This window comes from Methanobrevibacter boviskoreani JH1 (assembly GCF_000320505.1).
GTDB lineage: Archaea > Methanobacteriota > Methanobacteria > Methanobacteriales > Methanobacteriaceae > Methanarmilla > Methanarmilla boviskoreani.
The window spans coordinates 38,823-63,036 of record NZ_BAGX02000021.1 but is presented as its reverse complement, the minus strand read 5'-3'; the positions used below and the strand labels follow the sequence as shown (position 1 = coordinate 63,036).

Annotated in this window: 18 protein-coding genes and 1 CRISPR repeat array (1 of these 19 running past the window's edge); of the genes, 15 read left to right on the top strand and 3 right to left on the bottom strand. The window is 25.8% G+C overall.

Annotation, left to right across the window (positions count from 1 at the left end; all coding sequences use genetic code 11):
- A CRISPR array of direct repeats spans positions 1-5,307; the repeat unit is 30 nt; unit sequence ATTAAAATAAGACCATTATGGGATTGAAAT (it extends 4,311 nt beyond the left edge of the window).
- Between the two features lie 84 nt (positions 5,308-5,391).
- From ON24_RS05990 to ON24_RS05925, 15 genes are all read left to right on the top strand, one after another.
- Positions 5,392-5,775, top strand: coding sequence for a hypothetical protein (locus ON24_RS05990; RefSeq protein ID WP_040682293.1), 384 nt, complete (start codon positions 5,392-5,394; stop codon positions 5,773-5,775).
- A 32-nt stretch (positions 5,776-5,807) separates the two neighbouring features.
- Positions 5,808-6,068: a hypothetical protein gene (locus ON24_RS05985; protein WP_040682292.1), complete on the top strand. Its 261-nt coding sequence runs from the start codon at positions 5,808-5,810 to the stop codon at positions 6,066-6,068.
- Positions 6,069-6,187: 119 nt separating this feature from the next.
- Positions 6,188-6,415: a hypothetical protein gene (locus ON24_RS05980; protein WP_040682291.1), complete on the top strand. Its 228-nt coding sequence runs from the start codon at positions 6,188-6,190 to the stop codon at positions 6,413-6,415.
- A 267-nt stretch (positions 6,416-6,682) separates the two neighbouring features.
- Positions 6,683-6,922, top strand: coding sequence for an XkdF-like putative serine protease domain-containing protein (locus ON24_RS05975; protein WP_040682290.1), 240 nt, complete (start codon positions 6,683-6,685; stop codon positions 6,920-6,922).
- Positions 6,923-7,327: 405 nt separating this feature from the next.
- Entirely contained in the window at positions 7,328-8,056 is a 729-nt protein-coding gene (gene cas6 / locus ON24_RS05970; RefSeq protein WP_040682289.1) for a CRISPR-associated endoribonuclease Cas6, read from the top strand.
- A 110-nt stretch (positions 8,057-8,166) separates the two neighbouring features.
- Positions 8,167-10,146: a hypothetical protein gene (locus ON24_RS05965; RefSeq protein WP_152411893.1), complete on the top strand. Its 1,980-nt coding sequence runs from the start codon at positions 8,167-8,169 to the stop codon at positions 10,144-10,146.
- 108 nt (positions 10,147-10,254) lie between these two features.
- A complete protein-coding gene (locus ON24_RS05960) occupies positions 10,255-11,223 on the top strand; it encodes a type I CRISPR-associated protein Cas7 (RefSeq protein WP_040682287.1) in 969 nt (322 codons plus the stop codon).
- A gap of 15 nt (positions 11,224-11,238) precedes the next feature.
- Entirely contained in the window at positions 11,239-12,063 is an 825-nt protein-coding gene (cas5, locus tag ON24_RS05955) for a CRISPR-associated protein Cas5 (RefSeq protein WP_040682286.1), read from the top strand.
- Positions 12,045-14,894, top strand: coding sequence for a CRISPR-associated helicase/endonuclease Cas3 (locus tag ON24_RS05950; protein WP_040682285.1), 2,850 nt, complete (start codon positions 12,045-12,047; stop codon positions 14,892-14,894). Before cas5 ends, ON24_RS05950 begins: the two co-directional genes overlap by 19 nt.
- Before the next feature lie 9 nt (positions 14,895-14,903).
- Positions 14,904-15,398 (top strand): CRISPR-associated protein Cas4, encoded by a 495-nt coding sequence (gene cas4 / locus ON24_RS05945; RefSeq protein WP_040682284.1) that lies wholly within the window; start codon positions 14,904-14,906, stop codon positions 15,396-15,398.
- 12 nt (positions 15,399-15,410) lie between these two features.
- Entirely contained in the window at positions 15,411-16,379 is a 969-nt protein-coding gene (gene cas1b / locus ON24_RS05940; RefSeq protein WP_040682283.1) for a type I-B CRISPR-associated endonuclease Cas1b, read from the top strand.
- A 132-nt stretch (positions 16,380-16,511) separates the two neighbouring features.
- The gene (cas2, locus tag ON24_RS05935) at positions 16,512-16,775 is read left to right on the top strand and encodes a CRISPR-associated endonuclease Cas2 (protein WP_040682282.1); all 264 of its coding nucleotides are present in this window, start codon (positions 16,512-16,514) and stop codon (positions 16,773-16,775) included.
- 464 nt (positions 16,776-17,239) lie between these two features.
- Positions 17,240-17,401, top strand: coding sequence for a winged helix-turn-helix domain-containing protein (locus ON24_RS09550; protein WP_081585247.1), 162 nt, complete (start codon positions 17,240-17,242; stop codon positions 17,399-17,401).
- Between the two features lie 71 nt (positions 17,402-17,472).
- Positions 17,473-17,787 carry a nucleotide pyrophosphohydrolase gene (locus tag ON24_RS05930; protein ID WP_040682281.1) on the top strand — a complete coding sequence of 105 codons (315 nt, stop codon included), beginning with the start codon at positions 17,473-17,475 and terminating at the stop codon, positions 17,785-17,787.
- A 35-nt stretch (positions 17,788-17,822) separates the two neighbouring features.
- Entirely contained in the window at positions 17,823-19,709 is a 1,887-nt protein-coding gene (locus ON24_RS05925) for a DUF2075 domain-containing protein (RefSeq protein ID WP_050553576.1), read from the top strand.
- Between the two features lie 32 nt (positions 19,710-19,741).
- Here ON24_RS05925 and ON24_RS05920 read toward each other — a convergent pair whose 3' ends face one another.
- From ON24_RS05920 to ON24_RS05910, 3 genes are all read right to left on the bottom strand, one after another.
- Entirely contained in the window at positions 19,742-22,012 is a 2,271-nt protein-coding gene (locus ON24_RS05920) for an ABC transporter permease (RefSeq protein WP_040682280.1), read from the bottom strand.
- Positions 22,013-22,037: 25 nt separating this feature from the next.
- Positions 22,038-22,757, bottom strand: a complete 720-nt coding sequence (locus tag ON24_RS05915; RefSeq protein WP_040682279.1) for an ABC transporter ATP-binding protein — start codon at positions 22,755-22,757, stop codon at positions 22,038-22,040.
- Between the two features lie 449 nt (positions 22,758-23,206).
- Entirely contained in the window at positions 23,207-23,938 is a 732-nt protein-coding gene (locus ON24_RS05910; protein ID WP_040682278.1) for a tRNA (adenine-N1)-methyltransferase, read from the bottom strand.
- Positions 23,939-24,214 lie beyond the last annotated feature (276 nt).

Sequence of the window (24,214 nt, the reverse complement as noted above, 5' to 3'; positions counted from 1 at the left end):
GACCATTATGGGATTGAAATATTGTAAAACTGTTTGAATTTCATTCTGGAGATAAAATTAAAATAAGACCATTATGGGATTGAAATTTATTAATGGTGGTTGTGGTGGTCTTTGCAGGTTCATATTAAAATAAGACCATTATGGGATTGAAATGTAATAATGGAAAAAGAATTTAAACAACATCTTGAAATTAAAATAAGACCATTATGGGATTGAAATTACTACCATATTTACCATGAACCCTTTCATGTCCATATTAAAATAAGACCATTATGGGATTGAAATTTTTTTCTTCAGGTAATTCTTGTAGTTCTCTTTTTAATATTAAAATAAGACCATTATGGGATTGAAATGTTACTGGTGCTCCAGGTTCATATGACTTGGAGATTATTAAAATAAGACCATTATGGGATTGAAATGACTATAATCGTCTCCGTCCTCATATGCTCCGTAAATATTAAAATAAGACCATTATGGGATTGAAATCTTACACCAACAAGCGTATTGGATTCTTTCACAGGAATTAAAATAAGACCATTATGGGATTGAAATACTCATCGGCTTCATGTAACTGCCGTTCTTCTAGATTAAAATAAGACCATTATGGGATTGAAATAAAGAGAGTTTGATTTAAACTGCGATAAGCTAATTTATTAAAATAAGACCATTATGGGATTGAAATTATATTAGACAATTCCTTGTTTGTCTTGAAGGAGTAATTAAAATAAGACCATTATGGGATTGAAATGTCAAAATTTAACATTACACCACGAGCATACTGACAATTAAAATAAGACCATTATGGGATTGAAATAACTCATAAGTACAACCATTAACTTTATAGTAATCCATTAAAATAAGACCATTATGGGATTGAAATGAGGGTACTGGTGGTAAGATTCAAAGAGTTACATGGATTAAAATAAGACCATTATGGGATTGAAATGGAAATTCAAGCTATTGGATATTCAATAGCTTACTAATTAAAATAAGACCATTATGGGATTGAAATTTGTATAATCTACCGTTTTCATCTTCGAACATCATATTAAAATAAGACCATTATGGGATTGAAATGTTTTCATTGGTTCAAGTACTAACACTAGATCCAAATTAAAATAAGACCATTATGGGATTGAAATACCCATGAAAACATTCTAAAAACAAACGAAGTGATAATTAAAATAAGACCATTATGGGATTGAAATATATTTGATGGATCCTTCATCTGTGGTTACCGATAAATTAAAATAAGACCATTATGGGATTGAAATTTATTTTTCCTTTCGTGGAAGTAATGTCTACTCCCAATTAAAATAAGACCATTATGGGATTGAAATGTAAAATGAATTTCACATTCACTAACAAGGCTAACAGATTAAAATAAGACCATTATGGGATTGAAATGCCAATAATTCTCCTTTTGAATTGGTTAATGAAACCAATTAAAATAAGACCATTATGGGATTGAAATATTATTCTGTTCAAGTATGTCTCTTGCAGCGATAAGATTAAAATAAGACCATTATGGGATTGAAATATACAATATGATAGATTATACCAGAAATTTTTAAAATTAAAATAAGACCATTATGGGATTGAAATGAAAGCTTATCATCAACCTCCTGTTTCAAATAATGCATTAAAATAAGACCATTATGGGATTGAAATATTAGAGTTGATGTCAAGAATAAGGACATTAGGGAAATTAAAATAAGACCATTATGGGATTGAAATAGTTTGACATGTCCTCATCTGCTAAGACAATGCAAATTAAAATAAGACCATTATGGGATTGAAATAAGCTTCAAATACTTGAAAGTGGAGGTAATGTAGATATTAAAATAAGACCATTATGGGATTGAAATGTTGGAGATGAAAAGATTAAAATTAAAAAAATAAGAATTAAAATAAGACCATTATGGGATTGAAATTAGGATTGCATTATGTTCATACCCTTATTCATTTCAATTAAAATAAGACCATTATGGGATTGAAATATAAGAACATTTTAAAGTATATTAATAATTATAATAATTAAAATAAGACCATTATGGGATTGAAATCTTATACTATCCATACTAATTCCTGCAGGTAATCCTATTAAAATAAGACCATTATGGGATTGAAATGTAACCAAGACTGGGGGTTCAAGAATGATTAAACGGATTAAAATAAGACCATTATGGGATTGAAATGAAATTATAGGTATTGAAGCTGAGGAGTTAAGAGAAATTAAAATAAGACCATTATGGGATTGAAATACATCTGAGAAGTTTCTCCATTCATGTTTTAGATGTATTAAAATAAGACCATTATGGGATTGAAATACATCTGAGAAGTTTCTCCATTCATATTTTAGATGTATTAAAATAAGACCATTATGGGATTGAAATGAGAACATATCCGTGAATGAATCTCCACCAACATTGATTAAAATAAGACCATTATGGGATTGAAATAAAAACCTTTAAAATTTAGAAAGGAGAATATTTCCGTATTAAAATAAGACCATTATGGGATTGAAATAGGACCAGCACCACTTCTACTGTTAGTTGGTAAGCAAATTAAAATAAGACCATTATGGGATTGAAATAAATTATTGGCAAAAGTGATAACTTTCCTAATACATATTAAAATAAGACCATTATGGGATTGAAATACCCTTCATCTGATGAATTGAATGACATCATGCCCGATTAAAATAAGACCATTATGGGATTGAAATAAACTTATGGAGATGAGTAAATGGATGAAAAAACAAGATTAAAATAAGACCATTATGGGATTGAAATAGAATATACATGAGAAACAACACATACTACATATTATATTAAAATAAGACCATTATGGGATTGAAATCGGCCACCTATGATTTGTGCTACATACAGGTTATCACCATTAAAATAAGACCATTATGGGATTGAAATATTAAACCAGTTAGAAATCTTAATTTATTGTTACTTATTAAAATAAGACCATTATGGGATTGAAATCCAAGTAGTTGAATTATAATCGTCATGGGTGAAGGTATTAAAATAAGACCATTATGGGATTGAAATGAATATGAGGAACCCAAAAATGATGAGTTAATCCTATTAAAATAAGACCATTATGGGATTGAAATTATTATATGTTTTTATATTATGAACCATAAGTATTCATTAAAATAAGACCATTATGGGATTGAAATAGTCTTAGTTAAATAGATATAGAATGGTTTATCCGGATTAAAATAAGACCATTATGGGATTGAAATGAATCATTCACTATACTCAACGTAGAATCTGAAGAATTAAAATAAGACCATTATGGGATTGAAATACCCTCAAGATAAATATTCCTACAAATTCTCTCCGCATTAAAATAAGACCATTATGGGATTGAAATAATTAAATATAATCTTCATTGGGCAGGCGGACATGATTAAAATAAGACCATTATGGGATTGAAATGATTTTGGTATGTCCCTTTTTAGAAGGTTTCTTTGAAATTAAAATAAGACCATTATGGGATTGAAATTCATAATCCACAAAACCAATCATAAGATACCGTGCAATTAAAATAAGACCATTATGGGATTGAAATTAGAAACAGAAACCATCAATCTCAATATCTCCCTCTATTAAAATAAGACCATTATGGGATTGAAATAGTAAAAAGAGTCAAAAAGACTGATTCTTTTGAATTCATTAAAATAAGACCATTATGGGATTGAAATATCGTTGCAGGACTTGTAGCAGAAGCATTATTATTCATATTAAAATAAGACCATTATGGGATTGAAATGAATATGCCTGCAATACCTAATGGTGTTGGTAATAATTAAAATAAGACCATTATGGGATTGAAATTCGGTTAATTGTTTAGCTCTATTTTTAAAATTTCCATTAAAATAAGACCATTATGGGATTGAAATGACCATGACTGTTTTATTTATCAAAGAAGAGTAGTATTAAAATAAGACCATTATGGGATTGAAATCTGTTAGAATTGTTAGGAAATATGTATTTGCCTTTCGAATTAAAATAAGACCATTATGGGATTGAAATTAATTTAAACTCCTTTTTAGTTATGTCGGCGGTTGATTAAAATAAGACCATTATGGGATTGAAATGAAGGTAGCGGTAATCAACAATAGATATAAAAGAAGATTAAAATAAGACCATTATGGGATTGAAATCATTCTTATTTTGACCTATACTTGTAGTTACTAAAGAATTAAAATAAGACCATTATGGGATTGAAATTACACTGTGGACTATGCGTAATGGTAAAACCTGTTGGAATTAAAATAAGACCATTATGGGATTGAAATACCGTCAAGTCTTTTACTGAGTTCACTCCCAATGCACATTAAAATAAGACCATTATGGGATTGAAATCCTACCTATCCCCAAACATTGTCAACAATAGACGATATTAAAATAAGACCATTATGGGATTGAAATTACCCAAAGATGCTACTGTAACTAAAATTGCTGTGATTAAAATAAGACCATTATGGGATTGAAATTCGCCTGTTAGATTAGATGAACCTACACCATATATTATTAAAATAAGACCATTATGGGATTGAAATATAAAATTATCTTTTGGAACCTATACATTAACAAGATTAAAATAAGACCATTATGGGATTGAAATAGACTTTCAAGGAGGAATACACTGTATTCTTGCCAGATTAAAATAAGACCATTATGGGATTGAAATTTCACCCAAGCTTTCACAACTGAATCAGCTACTTCAATTAAAATAAAACCATTATGGGATTGAAATATGATAATAGAAAAACAAACATCAACTGATTCAAACATTAAAATAAGACCATTATGGGATTGAAATAATTGAATATCTGCATACATAGTTGAAGCAATATCCCAATTAAAATAAAACCATTATGGGATTGAAATAACCGTTTTTATGTATGTGATCCAACTAAGGGCTTAATTAAAATAAAACCATTATGGGATTGAAATATAGTATCAATAATACTAGTACCCCAGAGGCAGTTTATTAAAATAAGACCATTATGGGATTGAAATTAATCATTTTCCCCCATTGTATTTACTAGTGATTAGATTAAAATAAGACCATTATGGGATTGAAATTCTTTTAATAATCCCATAAAACTCCATATTGCAGTATTAAAATAAGACCATTATGGGATTGAAATGATTGATAATCCTTATAGAATTTCTGGAATTGCAAATTAAAATAAGACCATTATGGGATTGAAATGCTATCAAGTCTGATGGTGCTGTTCCATTACTGCCAATTAAAATAAGACCATTATGGGATTGAAATGATACTAAATTAGAGATTTTAGAAATTAAATCTTATAAACGTGAAATCTACTTAAAAGTAGTATAATAAGGAGGATTAAACTTTATGAAAAGCAATTTAATACCTGGATATGAATTTGAATATACACTTGATGGAGTATTAGCATCAGAATATGATGAACAATTACATAAAAAATATAAAATTAATAGACCATATATTTTACAACATATAGAAGAGCTTGTTAGTTTACCTGATGCTTGTATTCCTTTACTTATGACCCATCATGAGAAGGTACATGAAAGATTTATGAGAGATTTGGATGTTGATGGAAAAGGAACATTAGGTTTATATCAATGGGTTAATCTTTTTGGAAAAATGTATGAATATGACATTGAAGATATTTATGAAGATGATGTCCGTATGGCTTTGGATTTGATTAAAAAATATCCGGAACATAAAGATCTTGTTAAATTAATTGATGAGGAATAAAAAATAAGATGATTTTTGTGCGGGGATAAGTTATGTCTGTAATACTTTTTGGTAATGTTGATGAGGATGAAATATTTTTTTCAGATTTCATAGTGAAAATTGATTATGGTGATAAAAATAAGGGAGAATTTGGGTTTATAGGATGTTCTGATGCATGTAATCGTAGGTTTAGATTGTTTGATAAGGAGGGTAATCTTATTGAAGAGGTAATTGATGATAATCCTTATCAATTTGATTTTCCATATGAAGATTTAAATGAGGTTTTTTCAGAAAACAATAATATTATTTATTAATCCTGCAAAAGCTTTTTTTGTAATTAATAATTAATTTAATTATAATAATTCTATTTTTTTGATTAATGTAGAAAAAAGATGATTAAAAAAAGTTGTGATATGGGGGAGGTATATATTTTATGTCAATGAATGATGAGGAAAATGTTAAAAAAGAGGAAATAATATTTTCAGATTTCATATTAAAAATAGATTATGGGATTAAAAATCATATAAAATTTGGGGAAGGAGGACATGCTAACACAACTCAACGAAGATGTGTATTATTTAATAAAAAGGGTAATCTCATTGAAGAAATAATTAATGACAATCCTTATGTAAGAAAAATACCAAAAGAATGTATTAAATAAATATTATTCCTATAAAATTCTAAATTTAATCTTTTTTGTAATTAATTGTTAATTACAATTTATTTTTATTATTATTTTTTTTGGGTGGTTCTATTTGTCCACCTTATATTATTGAAGGGAAGAATATATATGAAATCCTTTTTTTTGTTTATACTATTATAATGTTTTTCATGTTAAAAAGCTCTTTTTAGGATAATTCTTTTTTTCTTCCCTTCAAACTCCTAATTTTAAAATAAATAATTAAAAACAATTATAGGGTGATTTGCATTGAAATCACTACAACAAATATCACAAAAAAGTGATAAAACCAACGAACTACTTTTTACTGCACCGGTAATGATTCCTGGAGAAGCGGACTGTGATTATAATCGCGGTGAAAAACCTTTTACACCTGAGGAAATCCGTGAAATAGCTGTAGCCTATAAAGACTATCAGATTGTAGACCGTGAACATGAATATTTCCAGACTGGAGAAAAAATTGGTGTTCCTGTTAAATCTTGGAATTAAAATAAGACCATTATAGGATTGAAAATAGTTTATACTTAAATTGAATAATTTGAATTATCAAATTAAAATAAGACATTATATGATTAAAATCATATTCCACAATATATGATTTATAAATCCGATTATTAAAATAATATATTTTTGGATTAAAAGTTTAAAATAAAATTTTAATAAAAAATAAAATTATAATTAAATGGATTATGATAAAATAAGTATATAGAAAAAATAATATAAGTTAAGAAATATTTAATTAAAAATTAAAAAATTATTGGAAAAATTTTAATATTTAATTATTAACCAAATTTTTATAAAATAGTTAAAAAATATAGAAAAAATACCGAGTTTAAATAGAAAATTATATAAATAATTAAAAAAAAGATATAAAACTATAAAAAGGGTGTGAATATGAGACTTAAAATTTTATTGAAATCTAAAAATAATAGATTGAAAATACCTTTTAATTATAATCACATAATATCAGCCATTATTTATAATAAAATTGCTGATTTAGAGTTTTCTAAAAAATTACACTCTTCTAATTCTTACAAATATTTTACTTTTTCTCAAATACATATACATAATTTTAAAATTACAAAACAAGGCTTTTTATCTCAAAATGGGATGATTGACTTTTTAATTTCTTCTTCTGATGATTATTTAATCAAAAGTCTTGTTGAAGGGTTCCTCGATGATTTAACTGTTAACTTCATTGGTGAAGATCTTTTTGTACAGAAAGTAGAATTACTTCCTGTTCCAGATTTTGCAGATAAAATTAATGTTAAAACTTTGTCTCCGATAATTGTAAGAACTAAAAAAGAAATTAAGGGTAATCTAAAAGTTTGGGATCTTGCGCCCGGGGATCAGTTCTTTAGAAATCTTGAGAAAAATTTGATTAATAAATATTTAAAGTACAATGATTTAGATGGAACTGATAAAAAAATTAAGATTTATTCAGAAATGAGAAATGTAAAAAGTAAAAGAATTTCAATTGAAAAAGGTGATAAAAGAACTTTTCATAGGGCTTATATGATGGATTTAATATTGGAAGGAGATAAAGAATTGTTGAAATTTGCATACGATGCTGGTTTAGGCGAAAAATCAGGATTAGGATTTGGTATGATTGATTTAATATAATATGGGTGAATTATTTTATGATTTATGATTTAATCGAATATGGTAAATGGTTATCTGAAAATAATTTAGATGATTTTGGAAAAGATACAAAAGATAAAGATTATATATTATTGGTTAATTTTGATAATTATAATTTTGAACTTGTTGATTTTTATAAGAAAGAATCATTTGATTTTAATAAATATTTTAATCACTCAATTTTTCATAATGATTTTTTTATATCTACAGATCAAAGATTTATGATTCCATCTAAATCACATTTATTAGGTTTATCTCCATTTTTTATAAAATTAGATAATGATTTTTTAAAAAATAAAAAATTTAGTGAAAAAAAATTTATCAATTTTCAAAAAAAAATTGAACGTTCAGTTAAATCTAACAAAAATAATAAAGAATTTAATGCTGTATTAAATAATATTTACAATGATTATAATAATTTTATAAATTCTTGTCCTTTAAATAAGCTTGAAAAGTCATTTTTTTTAAAATTTTTTAATGATTATTCTTATGATAAAATTTCTTCATTAATAATTGATTATTATAGTTTTATTTTGGAAAAATCTGATGAAATTTCTAAAAAGATTATAAATTTAAAGCAATCCGAGGAATTTATAAAAAAAGATGAATCTAATTTTTATTTAGCTTGTTGTTTTAATAATGAATTAGATTTAATTAATGATATATTTATTTTTTATTCAAAGATTTTTAAAAAAAGAGAAGAAAAAATTAAAAATTTTGAGAGGGGGCACTGTTCATTTTGTGGAAAAGAAAGTATAACTTATTCTTCAATAGGAAGTTATGCATTATCTAAATCTTCTTCATTTAATTATTCAAATAAAATGAATAATGCACATTTAAGAATATGTAATGAATGTAATTCTTATTTACGTACTGCAGAGAATAATATTAAGAAAAGTTTAAATGCACCTATAATGATTATACCTAAATCTAAAGGAAATAAAGAGTATAGTTCTTTTACAAAAATATCAAATACAGATAAACCTTCATTTTCAAAAATTAATGAATTTTTAAAAGATAATTCAAATGATTTTAACTATGATTTGATTTTTTACAGTGAAAGTAAAGGCAATACTTATATAATAAATAAATATGTAGAAAATTATCAAGCATTTTTAGTAGAATTTAATAAAAAAATAAAATTATATAATGAGGGTAATTGTTGCAACTATTTATTAAATGAGCCTTTAACTTTTGATATTACTAAAGAAAAAAATTATATAACTAATCTTTTTGACTTAGAATACATTTTTAAATCATTTTTTGTTAATATTAACAAAGAAGGGGTTAAATATCCAAATTTATTTAATTTTTATGATATATACTTAAATGATATTAGTGGAGAGAAAGGTATTTTTAGGGGTTTTGATTCTAAAACAGTGTCAATATTTGTTAAATATATGAATAGTATTTTTAGTTTTATTTATGAATTAAATAGTGATTCTTTAAACAGAAAAATGTTGAATGAAATTGTTTTAAATCTATTACTAAAATATCAAAAGAACACAAATAATGAAAATTCGTATAGAAATTCTATTATCCAAAATTTAAATTATTATTATATGTTGAATAAAGAATTTTTGGAGGATAAAATGTTGAATGAAGACAATATAAAAGAATTAAAAAATATTTTTTCAAAATATAATATTAAGAATAATGACCAGAGTTCAACTGAAGATGAAGAAAAAAAGATTTCAGCTGAGGATGAAGAAGAAATCTTTAAATTAATTGAAGAGGATTGTTCATTAAAATATTATTTATTGGGACAATTTATTTCCTTAATTGACAATTTTAAAAGGAGTAACAACAAAAATGGGGAAGTTTTCTCCAATTTTATTTTAAATTGTAATAAATATAATGTTTTAAAATTATTTGCAACCGAAGTCCTACAAAAAAACAATTATTATATTGAAAAAATGAATAAAAAAGGTAAGTTTATTTTTAAAATATTAGAAAAAGATTTAAACTCATTATTTGATGAAGATGAATTTTATTTTGAAGATTATTTATTATTAATTTTTACAGGATATTATACAGAGAATATATTATCTTCAAGTTATGGTTCTGAATAATCTTATTTCAATTTAAGATTAAACTTTTTAAATTTTTCAATAAATTAATAATATTGGTGAAATGCCATTTAATATAAAAATTAAAATTAAAAAAATATAAGTGATATTATGGAAACTGATAAAGAATATGTTAAAAATTATTATCAAGGAATATATTTAACTGAAACCATTTTAGGAAATCCTAATGGGGATTTTGTAGATAATTCTCCAAGAAACTTTGATGGAGAAATATTTACAACTGATAAATGTATAAAATATAATGTTAGAAAATATATTCATGAATCTGTTGAAGATTTGGAGAATAAAGAAAATATTGTATTTTTCTTCCCAAGATTAGTTAAAGGTGCAAAAAAAGAAGAAAATAAATTTAAAACCCGTGACGATGTATATGAATTTTTTAAAAAAGAAGATAATCCTTTTGAATCTTTAATAAAATGTTCACCAGATGTTAGAATGTTTGGAGGGACATTTAGTTTTACAAAGGATTCAAAACAAATATATGGACCAATTCAATTAACTTATGGTGTTGATATTAACGAAGCACAAATTAAACGTATTCAAATTGGTGCCCCTTTTGCAACAACTACTGGAAAACAAAAAACTAATGGTTCAGAATCAATTGTTGATGATGCAATAATTTCATATGATATAACTATTAATCCAAATGTTTATAAAAATTTATTATTAAAGTCTGATTTAGAGTTATTTAAAAAATCTTTATGGTTTGGAACTAATTTAAGGAAGTCAACAAGTAAAAAAACTGATTCAAAATTATTAATTTTAATTAAATTTATTAACAAAGATAATACTATTTTGAATATTGGAGAATTAAAAGAATTGATTGAAGTTTCTAATAAAAAACAACATAAAGTAAATCATGAAATTCTCAAGTTAAATTGTGATAAACTATTTAAAAAATTAGAAAAATACTGTGATTTTATTGAAAGTATTGATTTATATTATGATTCTGAGGATTTAATTTTGGAATATGGTGGAGAAACTTTAGATGAAAAAACCGATTTTAAATTAAGAGATAAAATTTCATCTAAAGATCCAATTGATTTAATTAAAAATTAAATTAAGGTAATTTGTATGGAAATTATAGAATTAGATATTTGGAGTAAATTTGGTTGTTTTACTAAACCTTTTTCAAATAGTGGTGGAATGTTAACCTATTTTATTCCACCAAAAACTTCTATAATAGGTATGATTGGTGCGATTTTAGGTTATAAATTTGATGATTATATAACTAATAATGAAGGTATTAATACATATTGTATTGAAAAACTTAATGACATTAAAGTTTCAATTCAACCATTATTTCCCCTAAAAACAAAAAGAGTAACATTTAATCAGGTTTCTAATAATGGCATAAGTAATATTAGACAAGATGTTTTAATCAATCCTTACTATAAATTATTCATTGTTTTCCCTAATTCATTAGAATCTGAAAAAAATATATTTTTAGAAAGAATTAAGTCACAACAATCCGTCTTTAATTTATATATGGGGAAAAATGAATTTATGTTAAATTACAAGTTTATTAACGTTTTTAAATATGAAACATTTAAACTAGATAATTCTAATAAGAATGATTTTTTTTCCTCAGGAAATGGAATTTATGGTTCACTTAACAGAAGAGATATAAAAAATGCAGTATTAAAATCTAAAAAAATTAATAAGAAAAAAGTATTATTTTCTGGTGGAAACTCCAAAAAATTAGAAAGTTTTTATGAATATTTTATACATGATTATCCTATAAAAAGAGAAAATTTTGTAGAATTTGAATTTTCACCAATTTCATTTTATTCTATAAATAAAAATGAAGAATGCTATTTCTCGGATATTGAATTAAAAGATAATTGTTTTTTAGAATTATATAATATTGGAGATAAAAAATGGATTTCTTTGATTTAAAATATGATTTTGATTCATCATTTATTAAATTAAATGATGATTTTTTTTATTTTTATGCACATACTAACGAATACCTCATGAATCATATTCAAAAAACATCATACATTTTTGATAATTTATTAGATAAAAAAACTATTGAAGACTTTTATGAAAGATTTAAACAAAAATATTTGATAAATTTTACTTTTGAGGATTTTAATAAAGTTATTAAATATACTGTTTACTTGCATGATATTGGAAAAATTTCATTCAATTTTCAGTTAAATCGCTTAAATAAAAATAATGAAAAAATTTTTAATGAACAATCAACTTTTTTAAAGAAATATTCTTTTGAAGATTATATACCTTTATTATGTAAAACCCATTCAATTGTTGGATCATTAATTTTTTTATCTAAATTTAAGACAATTATTGATGAAAATACCGTAATTCTATTAATATTAGCTTATACAATCTATGGACATCATACCTCAATTAAAGATATTTTAAGTAATAAACATTTTTCATATGACTTAAATGATAGTGAATGGATTACATTTTGTATTATATTATTATATTTGGATTTAGCTAGCAAAGAAGATATCGAAAATGAGAAATTTTCACCATATTATTTTAATCAAATACAAGACAATAATTCAAAATATTTAAAAAATGAAATTGAAGATTATGATAGCACATTATCCTATTTTTATATGTATATTTATTCATTATTGATAGTATCTGATGTTTTTGCTAGTAATAAATACAATATTTCAGTTGAAGAGGTTAAAAAATTAAATTTTAATAATAGAATTACATTAGATTTAAAAAATAAAATGTTTTCATCATTCTACAATAAAAAATATAATAAAAATTTATCATATGATAATTTAATAACTGATTCTTTGGAAAATATTGATAATATTAATGTTTTAAGAAAAAATATGTTATTAGAATCATCTTTTAATTTAATTAAAAGTCTTGATAAAAATAGAGTTTTCTTTTTAAATATGCCTACAGGTGCTGGAAAAACAAACACTTCCATGAAATTAGCACTAGATATAATAAATAATACTGAAATTGATAGAATTATTTATGCTATGCCTTTCATTAATATTATTGAACAAAATTTTGATGTAATATGTGATTCTTATGGATTAACAGAAGATAATGGGGAAATTAGAAAGATTTATTCTGGATCTGAAACTTTATTTTCAGATGCAAGTGATGAATTTAAATATGATATATTATTGAATGATGATTTTTTTAACTACCCTGTAATATGTACTACATTTGTCAGCTTATTCAATAGTATAATTAGAAATGACAAAAAATCTAAATATAAATTATTTGCATTAACAAATTCTGTAATTATTCTAGATGAAATTCAATCTTTACCTTTAAAAAACTGGAATAGTTTATATTATATTATTAATGAATTAGCAGATAAATATAATATTTATTTTATTATAATGAGTGCTACATTACCTAATTTTAATAGATTAATATTAGATTCAAAATCTAATTTAAGATATCCTAATATTTCATTAATAGAAAATCCTTCTATATATTTTAATCATTCATTATTTAAAAGAACAGAAATTAAAAATGAAATTAAATCTTTTGAATTAACATCTGAAAATCATACTGAAATTATTGATTATTTATTAGATATTGTTGAAGAGAATTTTGAACAAGATTATAACAAAGGATTGATGGTTTTTAATACAATTAAATCTTCTAGATTAATATATGATTATTTAAGTGAATACTGTGATGAGTATAACTTTGAAATAGATTTATTGAATTCAAGTTTAATACCATCTAGTAAAAAAGCAATTATTTCAAAAATTAATCATATGAATGAAAATCAAAATAAAAAATATATTTTAATAAGTACACAAAGTATTGAAGCTGGTGTTGATGTAAGTTTTGATTTTGTTATTAGAGATTATGCTATTTTAGATTCTATTGAACAAATTAGAGGACGTTGTAATAGAAATGGAGAATTGACTATTCGTTATGATAATCCCTCTAAAAAAGGTAATGTATATTTAATTAAATTAAATGATTCAAAAAAAGATTATTATGAATATATTTATAATGATGAAGAACAAGAAACAAGAATTAAATCGACTGGAAATTTAATTGAAAAATCAGCTAACTATACTTTTGAAGATATTTCAGATTATTACGACAATGTTTCAGATCTAATTAATTTACATAATAATGAAAATGAATCAAAATTTAATTTTATTGATAGGGATAATATCATATTTTTAAATAATGCAGAGTATTCAAAATTATTAGATAAAGAAACAGGAATACATTTAATAGATAATAATCAAGAACAATTTTCTATTTTCATATGTACTGATTTAAATATATTTACTGAATCTTTAAAAATTGAAGAAAATTTTAATATTTGGAAAAAATTAGAGGATAATAATTTTATTGAATTTTATAAAGAAAATAAAAAGGATTTTATTTTCTCAATTAATGAATTAAGATATATTAAGTATATATCATCTAAAACTAATAAAAAATTGTATCATGAAAATAAAATAATTGGTAAAAATCTGTTGGAATATTATAAATCACTTTTTAAAAATAGAAATAAAAATCATGATTATTATAAACTTATTAAAAAGGAATTTTCATCAATATTATACAAATTCATGATTAACATTACTATTAATAAGTATGATCAATTGTATGAAAAAATAAATGAATGGGACAAATTTAAATTCTTCTATATTTTGGATGAAGAAAATATTGGTGATGGAGAAGAATTTTTTTATTCATTAAATAAAGGATTTAATTTTAAACCTATAATTACTGAAATTTTATAATGATTTACTATGAAATCAATTAATGGAACTCAAATAAATTATTATTTTATTTGTAAAACTAAATTATGGCTTTTTTCCCATAATATTCAAATGGAACAAGAGTCAGATAATGTTAAATTAGGTAAAAATTTACATAAAAACTCTTATAAAAAGGAAAATGAGGTTCTTATTGATAATTTAATTAATGTTGATTTTATTAAGAATAATAATCCAATTGAAATTCATGAAGTTAAAAAAACACAATCTATGAAGAAATCCCATGAATTTCAATTGTTATATTATATTTATTATTTAAAGAATGAAAAAGGTTTAAATAATATTGTAGGTTACTTAAATTATCCAGAAAATAGGAAAAAAATTAAGATTGAACTTACAGATGAAAAAGAAAAAGAATTAAATGATGTTTTAGAGGATATTAATAATATTATTAATTCTAATATTCCAAAACCTAAAAAATCAAGAATATGTAGAAAGTGTGCTTATTTTGAATTTTGTTTCGCTTAAATGAGGAATTTTATGCCTAAGAAAAATTATTATTTATTATCAGAGGGAATATTGAAAAGAAAAGAGAACACCATATATTTTGTTAATCAGAAAGGTAAAAAACCATTACCTATTAATAAAATTTATAGTGTTTATGCTTATGGTCAAATAACTGTTTCATCACAAGTAATTAATCTTTTTGCAAAAGAGGGAATTCCAATACATTTTTTTAATTATTATGGTTTTTATAATGGTAGTTATTATCCAAGAGAATCATTGCTTTCTGGAGATTTATTAATTAAACAAGCTGAACATTATCTTAATTTTAGTAAAAGATTAAAATTAGCTAAACTCTTTGTTGAGGGTTCAGCAAAAAATATTCTTAAGGTTTTATCTTATTACAAAATTGATAATAATATTAAAGATACATTAAAAGAATTAAAGGATGCAAAAAGAATAACTGAAGTTATGAATGTTGAAGGTAGAATACGTTCAGAGTATTATAATTATTTTGATGATATCCTTCCAGAAGAATTTAAAATGGAAGGTAGATCTAGGCAACCTCCTAAAAATATGGTTAATTCTCTAATTAGTTTCGGTAATTCTTTAATGTATTCAACAGTGTTATCTGAAATTTATAATACTCAGTTAAATCCAACTATTTCTTATCTTCATGAACCTTCTGAGAGAAGATTTTCTTTATCCTTAGATTTAAGTGAAATATTTAAACCCATACTTGTTGATAGGGTTATTTTTTATTTGGTTAATAAAAAGATGATTACAAAAAAAGATTTTAATCAGGATCTTAATTGTTGTTTATTAAATGATAATGGTAGAAAAACTTTTGTTAAAGAGTATAATAAACGTTTAGAAAAAACAATAAAACATAAAGATTTGGGAAGAAAAGTATCTTATCAAAGATTAATTAGATTAGAAGCATATAAACTTAAAAAACATTTTTTAGGGATGGAAAAATATGAACCATTTGTAATATGGTGGTAAATAATCTAATTCCCTTGTTAATAAATTAATTTCTAAATAAACTCATAAATTTATTTAAGTAAATAACTTAATCAAACATGAAGTATCAATATAAATAAAATAAATTTAAGTAAATTTAATAATGTGATTATTATGTATGTAATAATTGTATATGATGTTAATGTTGATAGAGTAAATAAAGTTAAAAGTTTTTTAAGAAGATATTTATTTTGGATTCAGAATTCTGTTTTTGAAGGAGAACTAACTAAAAGTGAACTTAAAATAGTTGTTGATGGTTTAAAAAATATTATTGATGAAGATACTGATTCTGTTATTATCTATAAATTAATGATGGAAGAATCTCTTGAGCGAGATGTTTTAGGAATCGAAAAATCTCCAATTGACGAGATTTTATAAACACCTTATATTAATTCAATTAATTTTTTATTAATTAACCATTAAAAAACTAAAAAATTTCAATTATAATAGAATATTATTTAAAATATTTTATGGAAATACATTAATTGATTAATAAATATTCAAATAGAAATTTTTTAATTGAAATTAAATAAATTTTATATCATAAATACATCTTTGAGATAATTAAAAATATGAACATATATTCTTATATTTCCAAGATTATATCAAGAAAGGGTTTAAAAATCAACCGACTTCCAAATATTAAAAATTATTAAAATAAGAATTAATTTTAGGGGAATTTTATGGCTTTACCAAAAGTTGACGACACGTATCTTGAGGTCTTAAATATATCAAGTGATAAAAAGAATACAAACGTACAAAAATTGCAGATATAATTGCAGACCAACGTAATTTTTCAGAAGAAGATATAAAGGATAGATTAGACAGAGGGAAACTTAAATATCAAAACGTATAGATGGATTTGTACACATCTTAAAAAATCTACTCTTATTGAAAGTAAAAAAAGAAGATATGCTTCAATTACTGAAAAAGGATTAAAAATTTTAAATAATTGCCCTGAAAATTTAAACAGAAATATTTTGAAAAAAAAACATTATCCTTAAAATTAATTAATCTAATTTAAAAATAATAATATAATCAAATTATTTTAACCAACTTAAATTAAGGAATTCTTATGGAAGAGTTAAAAGAAAAAATCATTAAATTTCAAAAGGAAAGAGACTGGGAACAGTTTCATAGTCCTGAAAATTTAGCCAAATCTATTTCTATTGAAGCAGGAGAATTATTAGAACATTTCCAATGGAATAATGAATTTGATAAAGAAGAAGTTGCTGATGAATTAGCAGATGTCTTAAACTATTGTATATTAATGGCATATGAATTAGATTTAAATATTGATGAGATTATTCTAAATAAAATGGAAAAAACTGCCAAAAAATATCCTGTTGAAAAATTTAAAGGTATTTCTACAAAATATAATAAGTTATGAGTATAATTTAAAATTAAATGATTAAAGATGAAATTATGTTAGTTTATGAAGCGACTAAAAGTCAATTTATGGATTCAGTAGAATGTGGATCAATAACTGATGAAATATATGATGTTTATAAACAGAAGATAGGTAAAAGTAGTCAATCCCAGATAAGATCTTGGGACAATTCTATGGAGTTTATGTATAAAGTTTTAAATGATGATAACATCCCAGATGATTCTGGAGTTGCTATAGAATTTACTATACCCACAACTTCAAAAAGAATTGATTTTACAATATCCGGAGCAAATAAAGAAGGAAAAGATTCTGTTATTATTATAGAACTTAAACAATGGGAAAAAGCTGAGAAAGTTCAGGGAAAAGATGGAGTTGTGAAAACATTTTTAGGCGGAGGATTAAGAGAAACAACACATCCTTCATATCAAGCATGGTCCTATGCATCATTACTTGAAAACTTTAATGAAACTATTGAAGAAGACGCAATAATATTACATCCATGTGCATATTTACATAATTACAAATTTGATGAAAATGACCCATTAAAAGATGACATATATAAACCATATATTGATAGGGCCCCAATGTATGGAAAAAGAGATACACTTAAACTTAGAGAATTTATAGAAAAATATGTTAAATATGGAGATAAAAATAATCTACTTTATAGAATTGATAATGGAAAAATTAGACCTTCTAAGAAATTACAAAACACATTATATAACATGCTTAAAGGTAATGAAGAATTTGTAATGATTGATGAGCAAAAAATTGCCTATGAAAAAGCTATGGATATGGTTAGAAAATCTTATCTTGATGATAAAAAAAGAGTTTTAATTGTAGAAGGAGGCCCTGGAACTGGAAAATCTGTTATTGCTATAAATTTACTTGTTAATATATTAGGCAATAATAATGAAATGTTAGCATTATATGTAACAAAGAATAGTGCACCTCGTGAAGTGTTTTATAAAAAATTAAGAGGTGGTGATTTTACACAAAGTTACATTAAAAATTTATTTAAAAGTTCTGGATCATTTACTAAATCTAATACAAATGATTTTGATGCATTAATTGCAGATGAAGCTCATCGTTTGAATAAAAAATCAGGAATGTTTCAAAATCAAGGTGAAGACCAAATTAAAGAAATTATTAATGCTGCAAAATGTTCCATATTCTTTATTGATAAAAATCAAAAAGTGACTATGAAAGACCATGGGAGTATTGAGTTAATTGAAAAATTTGCAAAAGAGCAAAATGCTCAAATAGAACATATGAAACTTAAATCCCAATTTAGATGTAACGGGTCTGATGGATATTTATCATGGTTAGATGATGTTTTAGAAATTGAAAATACTGCTAATTATAATTTTTTTGATTTTAATTATGATTTTAGAGTTATAGATGATGTTAATGATTTAAGAGATTTAATCTTTGAAAAGAATAAAATCAATAATAATTCAAGAATAGTAGCGGGGTATTGTTGGAACTGGATTAAAGATGGAAAAAATGATACTAACATACATGATATTAACATAGGAGATTTTTCAATGAGTTGGAATCTTGGAAATTCTTCAACATGGGCTATTGATAAAGATTCTGTTAATGAAGTAGGTTGTATCCATACATGCCAAGGTCTTGAATTTGATTATGTAGGGGTAATTATCGGAAATGATATGCGTTATGAAAATGGCAAAATAATTACTGATTTTACTCAAAGAGCAAAAACTGATCAGTCATTAAGGGGAATTAAAAAATTATATAAAGAAAATCCAAAAGAAGCTTTAAAAATAGCTGACGAAATTATTAAAAATACATATAAAACTTTAATGACAAGAGGTATGAAAGGTTGTTATATTTATTGTGAAGATATGAACCTACAAACATACTTTAAAGAAAGATTAAATAAGGTAATTAAAAATTAAAATTAAAAGAATATAAAAGGAAATAAATATTTTTATTCCCTACCCTTTTTTAGTGATTGAACCATATCGATATTCTTGATTTGTCTAGACAGCAACAGATTTACTGCAAGTGAAACAAAAATCACAATTACAAGTGAATACACAATAGAAAGTGGTGAATATGTGTTTGGATAGTAATAGTTCTCACCTGCAGTATCAAGCATAATCCTTAGAACATATAGACCTAAAGGAACACCTATAACAAATCCTATAATGGATAGGAACAGGTTCTTGGTTAAGAAGATCTTCTGGATAGCCTTTGATTTGAAACCAATGACCTTTAGTGTTGCAAAACTTCTCTCGGATTCAATGAAGGACAACATGCCTAAACTGTATAGGATGATAATGGCCAAAACTAATGAAAATACCAACAATACCCCAACTATAAGATAGAACACGCCGGTCAGCTCATCCCAACTTCTCTCCAGATCATCAACATGGTTGACTGTACTTATACCAGTGAGGTTTTCATCAATGTCCCTATCATAGCTAACCACTGTTGAAGGTGTAAAGTTAATGCCCAGCTCATCAAGTTTATGTGGTGTCATGACCAATCCCTGTGTTGAGGGATCTGCTGATATTCCGGTAACGGTGGAATTGGCCCATTTATCCTGACCATAGATATGCCATTGTATCTTATCACCAACATCCACACCTAAAAGCTCTGCTGATTTAATTGACAAAAGCACACTATTATTGTCATATGAGATTGGATTTTCATACTGATTGTTAGGGGTTATGATACCTGTGGCGTTATAGGACTGCAGTGTCGTAGTTTTCTCGATGCCATTATGTTTAATCTCGATACTTGATGTCATCACCTTTGTTCCATTATACTTATTAACAATAGAATCAATTTGTGATGAGCTTGCATTGTCCTCCAGGACAATCTGGGAATAATAATGGTTGATACCTGTAAACTGCCAGTGTTCCAGTTCATACATTCCATCATTCATACCAAATCCACATATAAGCAGAACCGTACATCCGAGAATACCTACAACTGTTACAAATGACCTTACCTTACTTCTGTTAATATCCCTAATGTTCCATTTAAGATTAAAGCTCAGTTTCTGCCACAGACTTGTTTTATTGATAAACCTTAGTTTTGATATTTTAGGGGCTTTCGGCTCCAGCGCATCTGCAGGTGATTCACGGGTAATGCTATAGATTGCCATCAGCGCGAACAGAACTGACAATACTATGATCGCAATAGGTACCTCTATAAAGCTTATGTCAAAGCCTGGTCCCCAATAGGGCAGGGAATAGAATTCGGACATGGATGGATAGAACAGTTGAGGAAGTAACAATGGGCCTAATATATATCCAAGTATGCTGCCGCTTACAGTAAGTAGCAATGCATAGGACAGATAATGGAATATCAACTTTCTATTTGAAAATCCTAATGACTTCAATGTGCCTATCACTGTTCTTTGATTTGTTATTATACGTGCCATTGTTGTAAGAAGTATTAACAATGCCACAACAACAAATATTATAGGAAACATGTCGGCCATCATCATGTGTTGGTCTATTTCTGATATGACTGTTTTGTGGCTTCCATGATTTTCAATGGATAGGAAGGTATTGTAGTCATCCATGACATCATCCAGGTCATCATGGAACTTTGACGTATTCTCATCTGTTCTGATAAGTATTGTATTATACTGTATGTCATATGGGAATGCCTCATGTGAAAGATATCCGAAGCCCTGGGTTCTGTAGTCAGGGACTATTGACTTTGTAGGTACCTCAAACACATATTCCGGAGAATATCCCGTTCCCCTAACTGTCTTTGTAATCTCGGTTCCATTGAACTTGAGGGTTATGTCGTCTCCTACCTTCAAGTTATGTGCCTTTGCAAACTTATCATCTAACCAGATACCGTCTTCATCACTTAGGTTCAACTTGGAACCTGTAATCGGATAATATTTTGCCACACTATTGTTTTCCACAAACCGCAAGTCAACATCGGGATCATAGCTCATATCCCCCTTTGCAGTTAGAGACAGTTGACGTTCCACACCCTCAACTGATGACATATTGTTAATCTTGTCTACCGAAACACTGTTAAAGCTATCGCCATATACCCATACATTAGCCATGTTTGTTTCATTATAGTAAGATTTTACCTCCTGGTCAAATCCGAATGCCTCTGAGCCTATTCCAACATATATAAATACTGCAAGAAACACCATGAGGAAAATAGCTATAAACTGCAGTTTATGACTAGACAAATCCCTTATTAATTTTTTATATAACATACCTATCAACCCATAAACCAATTTCCTAGGTTAAAACCTCTTCAGCATCAATAGAATCGGCGTTCCCATCATCTAATTTAGTATCGATACTTTCAACAATACCGTTCTTTAGATGTATTACCTTGTCTGCAAGGGATGCGATATCCTCATTATGTGTTACGATAATTACAGTAGTTTTGTTATTCTTACAGATATCATAAAGCAATCCTATAACCATATCACCAGTATTGGAATCAAGTGCTCCTGTTGGCTCATCACATAACAACATGTTCGGATTTTTAACAAGTGCACGGGCAATTGATACCCTTTGCTGCTCACCTCCAGACAACTCAGACGGGAAATTATGATAATGTTCTGTAAGATTCAACTTATCAAGCATGGATTTTCCATCAATCTTTCGGCCAATCACATCACTGATTAGTTCTAAATTTTCAAGGGCCGTTAAGTTTGGAATCAGATTATAGAACTGGAAGATAAAACCGACCTCATGTGCCCTGTATTCCGTTAAGTCATTATCAGAATAGTCTGTAATATCATGATTGTTTACCATAATATTACCAGAGCTTACATGATCCAGTCCTCCAAGAAGGTTTAGTAGTGTTGATTTACCGGAACCTGATGGTCCAAGTATCACAACAAACTCGCCTTTATCTATTGTAAAGTTCAGGTTATTTACAGCTTTTAGAACCTCGTCACCGTTTATATATTCTTTTGTAACATTTTGAAACTCTATAAATCCAGACATCTTTAATACCTCCCATTTTAAAAAAATAAAAAAATAAAAAGAGATACAAATTCAATCTAATTATATGAAAGATTGAATTCAGGTTAATCAAAATTATTTTATGATTTCTAATATATAAAATTTAGGTATACCTAAAAATTTAATTTCTACATAAAGATAGTATGTACAATACCAATAATTGAAGAGGAGATTAAGTCAAAAATAGCTAAAAATTAAAAAAATTTATATTATAAAAGAATATATTCATAAACAACAGTCCGTATTCAAGGGACATTATATAATAAATGTCCTTTAATACTTTTAAAATACTTATTTTTTCTAAAATAATCTAGATAAAAATTTTAAAACTGATTTTTATAAATTTAAGTAAAAATACTGAAATTTAGAGATTATAAATTACATACAAATAAAATATATCCCATAAATTATGAAAATACAAGTTTCAATAATTATAACTTACGTGCAAACAGAATATATCCAGTATGACCATTCATACGGGTTTTAGCACGGACACCCTGTTTTCTAACCTCAATGCCACGTTCCAATTGTTCGAGAATTTCGATATCTGAAAAGCCTAGTTTTTCTGCGGTGTGATATGCCTTCTCAGCCTGTTGGATATATGGTGCATAGACAGCTAGCCATCCGCCTAATTTTAAGGATCTATAAACCTCCCCAAATACCTCATGAGGTTCAGGTAAATCCAAAAATACAAGGTCAATCTCCTCCTCATCAATACCTTCCTTTATATCCTGGTTCTTAATCTCAATGTTCTTAAGACCAAAGTTATTGATGTTCTTTTCTGCAACCTCTGCAAAGTCTTCTCTTATTTCATAGGAGTATACATGGCCTCTCTCGCCTACAATGTTTCCAAAGTTAAGTGCGCTTGCAGCTGCACCTGTTCCTGCATCCACTACCCTGTCTCCTGAGCCGAGTCCAGTATGTGATGTTACTGCACCAATATCCTTCTGATATAATATGGAGCATCTTCTATCCATCAGATCGATGAAGTCTCGTATATTCGGTTTGATGACCTGGAACTCCTTTCCAAGATGGGTGATTAAAGTATCCCCAATTGTTGCTCTTTCCATCTGTTCCTTTTTAATGATTCCTAAGTCACTTTGAAATTCCTGATCTTGAGGAATTAAGTATTTCTTACCTCTCTCATCCATTATAAGTTTCATAATAGCACCTGAAAAACAATATCTTATTATAATAAAACATTAATTCTATTTTTTAAATAAGAATCTAATTTTAATGTTATGTGATGTAGATTCCACAATGAATTTATAGACTATTGATAAATACTGTTTAAATAGATTAAACAATGATTCATTATATAAAATAGATTACCTTATCATATAAAATAAACAATCATTCATCCAATATAATCTAATTAAAACATATCCTGAAAATCAATAGAATATTAATTAATAATTAATTATATTAATTTTTTAAAA

Excerpts from the sequence above, each read along its gene's own strand:
- ON24_RS05990 (WP_040682293.1), top strand. The coding sequence starts at position 5,392 with ATGAAAAGCAATTTAATACCTGGATATGAATTTGAATATACACTTGAT.
- ON24_RS05985 (WP_040682292.1), top strand. The coding sequence starts at position 5,808 with ATGTCTGTAATACTTTTTGGTAATGTTGATGAGGATGAAATATTTTTT.
- ON24_RS05980 (WP_040682291.1), top strand. The coding sequence starts at position 6,188 with ATGTCAATGAATGATGAGGAAAATGTTAAAAAAGAGGAAATAATATTT.
- cas6 (WP_040682289.1), top strand. The coding sequence starts at position 7,328 with ATGAGACTTAAAATTTTATTGAAATCTAAAAATAATAGATTGAAAATA.
- ON24_RS05960 (WP_040682287.1), top strand. The coding sequence starts at position 10,255 with ATGGAAACTGATAAAGAATATGTTAAAAATTATTATCAAGGAATATAT.
- cas5 (WP_040682286.1), top strand. The coding sequence starts at position 11,239 with ATGGAAATTATAGAATTAGATATTTGGAGTAAATTTGGTTGTTTTACT.
- ON24_RS05950 (WP_040682285.1), top strand. The coding sequence starts at position 12,045 with ATGGATTTCTTTGATTTAAAATATGATTTTGATTCATCATTTATTAAA.
- cas4 (WP_040682284.1), top strand. The coding sequence starts at position 14,904 with ATGAAATCAATTAATGGAACTCAAATAAATTATTATTTTATTTGTAAA.
- cas1b (WP_040682283.1), top strand. The coding sequence starts at position 15,411 with ATGCCTAAGAAAAATTATTATTTATTATCAGAGGGAATATTGAAAAGA.
- cas2 (WP_040682282.1), top strand. The coding sequence starts at position 16,512 with ATGTATGTAATAATTGTATATGATGTTAATGTTGATAGAGTAAATAAA.
- ON24_RS05930 (WP_040682281.1), top strand. The coding sequence starts at position 17,473 with ATGGAAGAGTTAAAAGAAAAAATCATTAAATTTCAAAAGGAAAGAGAC.
- ON24_RS05925 (WP_050553576.1), top strand. The coding sequence starts at position 17,823 with ATGTTAGTTTATGAAGCGACTAAAAGTCAATTTATGGATTCAGTAGAA.
- ON24_RS05920 (WP_040682280.1), bottom strand. The coding sequence starts at position 22,012 with ATGTTATATAAAAAATTAATAAGGGATTTGTCTAGTCATAAACTGCAG.
- ON24_RS05915 (WP_040682279.1), bottom strand. The coding sequence starts at position 22,757 with ATGTCTGGATTTATAGAGTTTCAAAATGTTACAAAAGAATATATAAAC.
- ON24_RS05910 (WP_040682278.1), bottom strand. The coding sequence starts at position 23,938 with ATGAAACTTATAATGGATGAGAGAGGTAAGAAATACTTAATTCCTCAA.